The sequence below is a fragment of the Mesorhizobium sp. M7A.F.Ca.ET.027.03.2.1 genome (assembly GCF_003999175.1).
In the GTDB taxonomy this organism is placed as follows: Bacteria; Pseudomonadota; Alphaproteobacteria; order Rhizobiales; family Rhizobiaceae; genus Mesorhizobium.
Genome location: NZ_RZOM01000304.1, coordinates 1 through 6,016, shown reverse-complemented (window position 1 = coordinate 6,016; position 6,016 = coordinate 1). Strand labels below are relative to the sequence as shown.

Sequence of the window (6,016 nt, the reverse complement as noted above, 5' to 3'; positions counted from 1 at the left end):
CGGCCACAGTGTCGCCAGGCAGAGACACGCGGCAACGGCGAAACTGGCGAACGGCGTCGGCATATCATCGACGCCGCGAAAGCCGACCACGGCGCGAGCGCAGGAGGCCGCATCCTGGCCCGGCCAGATGCCGCCAAGGCCCCAATAGACATGCAGCGCGGTGATCAGCAGCAGCACAAGGGAGAGAGCGAAGGCGAGAAAAATCATGAGCGGAACAGTCGCGAATACTGGGTTTCGTGCTTCATCGCCATGACATCGGAGACGAAGGCACAGCCGCCGAGATCGTCCAGTGTCGAGCGCGCGGCGCGGCTTGCGGTCACCAGGGCCAGCGGCTCGAAGCCGGCTAACAAGGTGGTCGCGCCGTTCTGGCCAACAACGCCAAGGCGGATCGCTGCCTGCACGAGGTTGGAGAAGAAGGTTTGCAGGAAGGCCGACAGCGCATCCTGAAGGGCGAGTGAATTGCCGCCGGCAATGGCTCCGACGGCGACGCAATAGGCGCATTCGGCCGGCAAGCGCTCCAGCACCGGATTGGGCCAGGCCGCCGACGCTTTGAGGAAGGCGGCACCCTGCAGCATGGTTTCGGTATGGCGTTCGCGCGAGCCGGCCAGCGCCTCGGCGAGTGCCGCCACTTCATCGAGATCACCGGTGCCGCGTGCCCGGCGCCAGCTCTCGGCAAACAGCACGGCATCGTTCCAGCCCGAGCTCATCTCGACCAGCGTTTCCAGCCAGTCGGCGAGGTTTTCTGCATCGGCAACCAGGCCGTCATGCACCGCGCGCTCGAGACCATGGCTGTAGGAAAAGCCGCCGACCGGAAAGGCAGGCGACAGCCACGCCATCAGCCGCAGCAGGGCGATGTTCGAAGGCTGGTCAGTCATGATCGTGGTGATGGCCGGCGTGACTGTGCGAATGGGTATGCGCTTCGTCGTGAGAATGGCTGTGGGCTTCGGCGTGGCTGTGGGCATGCGCATGGCCGTGATCGTGGCTTTGCCCGCCATGCCCGGAATAGGCGCCGCGCACCGGCTTGAACGGTTCGGAAACGTCGGCCACCGTGGCGCCGAGCCCCTCCAGCATCGCCTTGATAACATGGTCGCGCAGGATGAGGATGCGACCGGCCTCGATGCTTGCTGCGAGATGGCGGTTGCCGATATGCCAGGCGAGCTCGGCCAGATGCACGCTGTCGCGGGCGCGGATGTCATAGACCTCTTCCGGCGCCGCGATGATCTCGACATGGCCGCCATCCTCCAGCACCAGCCGGTCGCCATCGTTCAAGGCGACGGGTTCGGGCAGGTCGACCAGCACCTTGCTGCCGTCGGCAAGCTCGATGGCGCGGCGGCGCAGATGCCGCTCGTCATGGGCGAGAATGGCCCGGCCCAACGGTAGGGTGGTTCCGGCATTGCCGGCGGACAGTACGGAGACGGCGCGCGGGAATTTGGTGAAGTCGGTGTTGAGGTTGAGCTTCATTTCATGGATCCCCCATTTGCTTGTGCCCGCACACGGGCAGGTCGCGCCAGCACGCGGTCGAAATAGGCGTTGACGCGCTCGGAGTCGATCGGGAATCGGCCGGCGCGAGCCCAGCCGCCCATGTCGCCGAGCAGCACATCGACAGCGGAAAACCGATCGCCGAGCGCAAACGGTTTGTCGCCCAGCCGCCGCTCCAGCGCCTTCAGTTCCGAGGCAAAATCGTAAGCCGCCGCAGGACCGACATCGACGCGCACATCCCTAGGCAGCAGGAAGCGATGGCGCAATTTGTTCCACAGCGGCGCTTCCAACTCGCTCTGGGCAAAATGCATCCAGGAATCCATCTCGGCCCGGCCGGCGACACCCGGATTGGCGCCCATTCCCTTGTCCGCGTGCTTGTCGGCGAGATAAACGCAGATCGCCGCCGAATCCGTCACCGTCAGTTCGCCGTCGATGAGGATCGGCACCTTGCCCGATGGGTTGAGCGCATAGGCTTCCGGTGAGCGCAGATGAACCTCGACGAATTCATAAGGCTGCGCGAGCTCCTCGAGCATCCAGAGAACGCGGCTGACCCGGGATCCGCGCGATCCGACGGCCTTGTACATGTCGAACCCTGCCTTTCCCCAACAAGCTAGACCATCGCGTTCGTTCAGACGATGGTGTCGAAGAGCCGCAGGATGAACGATATCTGGTAGATAAGCGCCGCCGTGACGAAGGCGATGTGGAAGCGGCGATCGCGCACCAGGATCGCGACGATACACAGCGCAACGAAGACCGGCGTGCGGAACAGATACTCGCTGCCGAAGCGGGCGAAATGCTCTGGCCCTTTCAGCAGCGTGTCGACCACGTCGAGCAGGTAGGTCGCAGCCAGCAGGCCGAAGAACCACGCCCGGCGCGAATAGAAGAAATCCTCATAGCTGGTGTAGTCCAGCATCGAATCGGGAAACAAAAGCGCGCACAGCAGGAACAGCGTGATCGCGTAGAAGATGATGAACAAATATTTGCCGAAGGTCCAGGTTTCGATGGCGTAGAGGCCGAACTCCCACCACCAGAAATGCACCAGCATCAGGAGCACCGAGACGACCCAGGCCAGATGCACGGGATAGAGCTTGTACTGGCCGGGATGCTGGACGATGCGCGCCACCCCCGACAGCAGGCGGGCGACGCCAAGCCCGATCACCATGCCCATGACGATGCGGATATGGGGGAAAATGTCGTGGGCGGAAGCGATTTCGGTGGCCATGCTCGATCACAATGCAACTATTGGTCGGCCGCATATTGCTGCCTCCCACCAAGGGCTGCAACGGATAATACTCGCCCGGTCGAATCGCCGCTTCAGAACAGAAAGTATCTCTGCGCCATCGGCAGCACCGTCGCCGGCTCGCAGGTCAAAAGCTCGCCGTCGGCACGCACCTCGTAGGTTTCCGGATCGACTTCGACATGCGGCGTGGCGTCGTTGAGCACCATCGAATGCTTGCCGATGCCGCCGCGGGTGTTCTCGACGGCGACGAACTGCTTGTCGACGCCAAGCCTGCCATGCAGGCCTGACTCGAGCGCGGCTTTCGAAACGAAGGTCACCGACGAGTTGGTCCTGGCCTTGCCATAGGCGCCGAACATCGGCCGGTAGTGCATTGGCTGCGGCGTCGGGATCGAGGCGTTGGGGTCGCCCATCGGTGCTGCGGCGATCATGCCGCCGATCAGCACCATGTCCGGCTTGACGCCGAAGAAGGCCGGGTTCCACAGCACCAGGTCGGCGCGCTTGCCGACCGCGATCGAGCCGATGTCTTTCGACAGCCCATGCGCGATGGCCGGGTTGATCGTGTATTTGGCGATGTAGCGGCGGACGCGGAAATTGTCGTTGTTGCCGGTCTCCTGCGGCAGCGAGCCGCGCTGGCGCTTCATCTTGTCGGCGGTCTGCCAGGTGCGGATCGCGACTTCGCCGACGCGGCCCATGGCCTGGCTGTCCGACGAGATGATCGAGAAGGCGCCGATGTCGTGCAAGATGTCTTCGGCCGCGATGGTCTCCTTGCGGATGCGGCTTTCGGCAAAGGCGATGTCTTCGGGGATCGACGGCGACAAATGATGGCAGACCATCAGCATGTCGAGATGCTCGGCCAGGGTGTTGACCGTGTAGGGCCGCGTCGGGTTGGTCGAGGACGGGATGACGTTGGGCAGGCCGCAGACCTTGATGATATCAGGTGCGTGGCCGCCGCCGGCGCCCTCGGTGTGGAAGGCATGAATGGTGCGGCCTTTGATGGCGGCGACCGTGTTCTCGACAAAGCCGGATTCGTTCAGCGTATCGGTATGGATCATGACCTGCACGTCGTAGTCGTCGGCGACCGACAGGCAGCAATCGATGGCCGCCGGCGTCGTGCCCCAGTCTTCGTGCAGCTTCAGCGAGCAAGCGCCGCCCAGCACCATTTCCTCGAGCGCGGCGGGCAGGGAGGCATTGCCCTTGCCCGACAGGCCGATGTTCATCGGGAAGGCATCGAAGGACTGGATCATGCGGGCCATGTGCCATGGCCCCGGCGTACAGGTAGTGGCCAGCGTGCCGTGCGCCGGGCCGGTGCCGCCGCCGAGCATGGTGGTGATGCCTGACATCAGCGCTTCCTCGATCTGCTGCGGGCAGATGAAGTGGATATGCGCATCGAAGCCGCCTGCCGTCAGGATCTTGCCTTCGCCGGCGATGATCTCGGTGCCCGGACCGATGATGATGGTGACGCCATCCTGGGTGTCCGGATTGCCGGCCTTGCCGATGGCCGCGATACGGCCGTCGCGAAGCCCGATATCGGCCTTGAAGATGCCGGCGCTGGCGTCCACCACCAGCGCGTTGGTGATCACGGTATCGACGGCGCCCTGGGCTCGGGAAACCTGACTCTGGCCCATGCCGTCGCGGATCACCTTGCCGCCGCCGAATTTCACCTCTTCGCCATGGATGGTGAGATCCTTCTCGACCTCGATGAACAGTTCAGTGTCGGCAAGGCGCACTCTGTCGCCGACCGTCGGGCCATACATCTGCGCATAGGCGGCGCGGGTAATTCTGGCCATCAGCGATTGCTCCTGAAATGCGGTTGGATTGAAGCGGTGCTGCACATTGCTGCCATCCTATGGTCACGCAATGACCCGCTGGGCGACACCTTCTGATCCCATTTGGCGGTTGAGGTTAGGGGGTCACCCCAGACCGACCGTTTGCCAATCGATGGAAAGGAAAATCCATGCGCAAAACGATAATTCTTGCCGCCGCAGCCAGCCTGATGCTGGCGGGCGCCGCCAGTGCCCAGCAGCAACCCGCGCCACAGCCCGCTCCGGCGCCGGCGACGCCTGCTCCAGCCACGCCCCAGGCTCAGCCTGCGGTGCCGACGATCCAGAGCGTCAACATCGTCGACATCACCGAGTTGCCAAAGGACACCCAGACGCAGGTCAACCAGGTGATCGCCCAGCGCGGCGATGACGGCTTGAAGAAACTGCGCAGCTCGATCGATGCCACACCCAAGGTGAAGTCGGCGCTGGAGGCCAAGGGAATGACCTCTGCGCAGGTGGTCGCGGCCAGCATGGAACCCAATGGCGCACTGACCTTGATCACCAAGAAGGCGAGCTGACGAGACGGCACGGCGGGCCGGCATTCGGCCGGCCGGCCGGATCGGGAAAGGAACCTTCGCCGGGCGGCATTCGTTTTGTTCTTTTCGCGCTAACCCGCGTCCCGAAACGACTTCTCTCAGGAGCGAGCGATGGCGATCACTTCTTTCTCGACCGGAATGCGGGCAGTCGCCGCCACGGCCTTCCTGGCGGCTGCTGTTCCTGCTACCGGATTGAAGGCGCAAGGGCTCGAAAGCACGGAGACCGTCAACCGCATCGTCGGCTCGCAGGTCAAGCAGGAAGAGGCCAAGGCCACCGCTGAGGCCCGCAGCGTCAACACGGCGATCGACCGCACGCGTGAAAACATCGGTACGGTGCGCAAGACGTCCAAGCTCGACAAGGTCGACATCGTGTTCCTCACCGACGCCGCGCGCAGCGAAGGCGGCCCGCCGCCGGAGATCGAAAGCAAGGTCAAGCAGCATCAGGACGACATCACGGAGCTGCGCAAGGAGATCGAGGCCAACGCGCTGCTGTTCAACGCCATCGAATCGCGGCGCGTGCAGGCGCAGGATGTCCTCGCCGTCGAATTCGATGATCCCGGGAAGGTCGTCATCTACGCCGCGGCCAAGCCATCGAACTGAGCTGAGCGCGCCGGAAGATCTCACAGCTTGCCCATCACCTTCTGCTGAAATCCGTAGATCTCGCGCTTGCCGCCGAGCGGCACCAGCGTGACATCGCGCTCCTGGCCCGGCTCGAAACGCATGGCCGTGCCTGCGGCAATGTCGAGACGCATGCCCCTGGCGCGCTCACGGTCGAATTTCAGCCCCTCATTGGTCTCGAAGAAATGGTAGTGGCTGCCGACCTGGATTGGCCGGTCGCCGCTGTTGGCGACTTTCAGGGTGACGGTCGGCAGGCCCTTGTTGAGCTCGATGTCGCCGCTCACCGTGATGATTTCACCGGGGATCATGGTCACCCTCACACG

At 63.7% G+C, this 6,016-nt stretch carries 9 protein-coding genes; 2 read left to right on the top strand and 7 right to left on the bottom strand.

Annotated features, from left to right (window positions below; genetic code table 11):
* The 6 genes from EN750_RS15310 to ureC all read right to left on the bottom strand — a co-directional run.
* Positions 1–207 (bottom strand): DUF3995 domain-containing protein (locus tag EN750_RS15310; RefSeq protein ID WP_145967671.1); only part of this gene is annotated, 207 nt, incomplete at its 3' end.
* Positions 204–875 (bottom strand): urease accessory protein UreF, encoded by a 672-nt coding sequence (locus EN750_RS15305; RefSeq protein ID WP_127396921.1) that lies wholly within the window; start codon positions 873–875, stop codon positions 204–206. The genes EN750_RS15305 and EN750_RS15310, both read right to left, overlap by 4 nt.
* Positions 868–1,461, bottom strand: a complete 594-nt coding sequence (locus EN750_RS15300; RefSeq protein ID WP_127396920.1) for an urease accessory protein UreE — start codon at positions 1,459–1,461, stop codon at positions 868–870. Before EN750_RS15300 ends, EN750_RS15305 begins: the two co-directional genes overlap by 8 nt.
* Positions 1,458–2,063 carry a glutathione S-transferase family protein gene (locus EN750_RS15295; RefSeq protein ID WP_127396919.1) on the bottom strand — a complete coding sequence of 202 codons (606 nt, stop codon included), beginning with the start codon at positions 2,061–2,063 and terminating at the stop codon, positions 1,458–1,460. Before EN750_RS15295 ends, EN750_RS15300 begins: the two co-directional genes overlap by 4 nt.
* 44 nt (positions 2,064–2,107) lie before the next feature.
* Positions 2,108–2,701 carry a hypothetical protein gene (locus tag EN750_RS15290; RefSeq protein WP_127396918.1) on the bottom strand — a complete coding sequence of 198 codons (594 nt, stop codon included), beginning with the start codon at positions 2,699–2,701 and terminating at the stop codon, positions 2,108–2,110.
* Between the two features lie 92 nt (positions 2,702–2,793).
* On the bottom strand, positions 2,794–4,509 hold the full coding sequence (gene ureC / locus EN750_RS15285; protein ID WP_170136789.1) for an urease subunit alpha: 1,716 nt from the start codon (positions 4,507–4,509) through the stop codon (positions 2,794–2,796).
* Between the two features lie 164 nt (positions 4,510–4,673).
* Here ureC and EN750_RS15280 point away from each other — a divergent pair, with 164 nt between their 5' ends.
* Both EN750_RS15280 and EN750_RS15275 read left to right on the top strand, forming a co-directional pair.
* On the top strand, positions 4,674–5,057 hold the full coding sequence (locus EN750_RS15280) for a hypothetical protein (RefSeq protein ID WP_127383078.1): 384 nt from the start codon (positions 4,674–4,676) through the stop codon (positions 5,055–5,057).
* A gap of 129 nt (positions 5,058–5,186) precedes the next feature.
* Complete coding sequence (locus EN750_RS15275; protein WP_127396917.1) at positions 5,187–5,675, top strand: hypothetical protein; 489 nt, start codon at positions 5,187–5,189, stop codon at positions 5,673–5,675.
* A gap of 20 nt (positions 5,676–5,695) precedes the next feature.
* Here the strand turns inward: EN750_RS15275 and EN750_RS15270 are convergent, their stop codons facing one another.
* A complete protein-coding gene (locus EN750_RS15270; protein WP_127396916.1) occupies positions 5,696–6,001 on the bottom strand; it encodes an urease subunit beta in 306 nt (101 codons plus the stop codon).
* Positions 6,002–6,016: the final 15 nt, after the last annotated feature.